Below are 1,097 nucleotides of genomic sequence, written 5' to 3'. Positions count from 1 at the left end.
GCGAGGTCAGTGACGTCCCATAGCCGCGCCGTGTGGTCGTAGCCGCCGGTGGCGAGCGTGCGTCCGTCGGCTGTGAACGCCACCGCCATCACAGCGTCAGTGTGGCCTCTGACGCGTTGGCCGACGGGCAGCGCGCCCGTACGTGGCGGGGCAGGTGCCGGTTGGGCGGGTGGGGGAAATGCTGGTTCATCGATAGGTGGGGTGGCACGCACGGGTACCGGGTATGCGGGGGCGCTGGTGGGTTTGGCGCGGCCGGCGAGGGTGTGACGGACCCGATCGAGTAGGTAGCGGGGGGCCTCGTGCTGCGCGAGGGGGAACAGATCGATTGACACGACCGCGGCCAGCAGGCCGGGGCGTGGGCAGTCCTCGACGCGGATAGGCAGAAGCTTGCGACCGAACCCGTCAGCGTCGGCTGCCTGGGCGGCCTGCCATTCCTGCCGGCCATAGACCGACTCCAGGTAGGCCTCAGAGAGGATCGCGATCGTCCGCGTCGCGCGCCGAACGCCGTCGTCCATCTTGATCTGCCAGTTCGAACCGGGAACGAAATCCCACACCTGGATCAGCACGCGGTAGCCGGCGTCCTCTAGCTGCCAGGCCACCCACTCCGCCCACGCGACATCGGCGCTGGTGTAGGACACGAAAAAGTCCCACCCGTCCGCGTCCGGCACTGCCCCCGAAGCCGTCACACCCCGATCTTCCCACCACACCCGGACTACACGGCCGCGCGGGCGTCCTACCTGGGATCAGGCCCGCGCATCTGAGCGGGGACCTGGTGGGCGTTGTGCTCGGCCGGGTCTGGCTGGCTGGTTCGGCTATTTATGTGAGGTGGGTATCGCGATTCGGGCGGCGTAATCGTGTGGGATTCCGCTGCCCTTACTTTCGCGGAGGCCCCACTTTCTGTAGATCTCTACTAGTAATACCTGACCCGGGTTCCGCATATTCGACCGACCTTCCCGTCGATCTGGTTTAGAATGGTGGTGGATCGACAATTAAATGGGCGGCCCGGGACGGTGTTACCAGCACCAATCCCGGGCCTGTCGGGTAGCCGGGGGCATCTCAGCCCCCGGCTCCCACAGATCCCCGCATGACAGTCTCCC

Annotated in this window: 1 protein-coding gene; it reads right to left on the bottom strand. The window is 66.6% G+C overall.

Annotated elements, in window-relative coordinates; translation table 11 throughout:
- On the bottom strand, positions 1-668 hold a 668-nt coding region (locus I6A60_RS40685), incomplete at its 3' end, for a TIR domain-containing protein (protein WP_307874125.1).
- Positions 669-1,097 lie beyond the last annotated feature (429 nt).

It is taken from the genome of Frankia sp. AgB1.9, from assembly GCF_016786355.1.
Lineage (GTDB): Bacteria > Actinomycetota > Actinomycetes > Frankiales > Frankiaceae > Pseudofrankia.
This window is presented reverse-complemented; position numbering and strand designations above follow the sequence as displayed.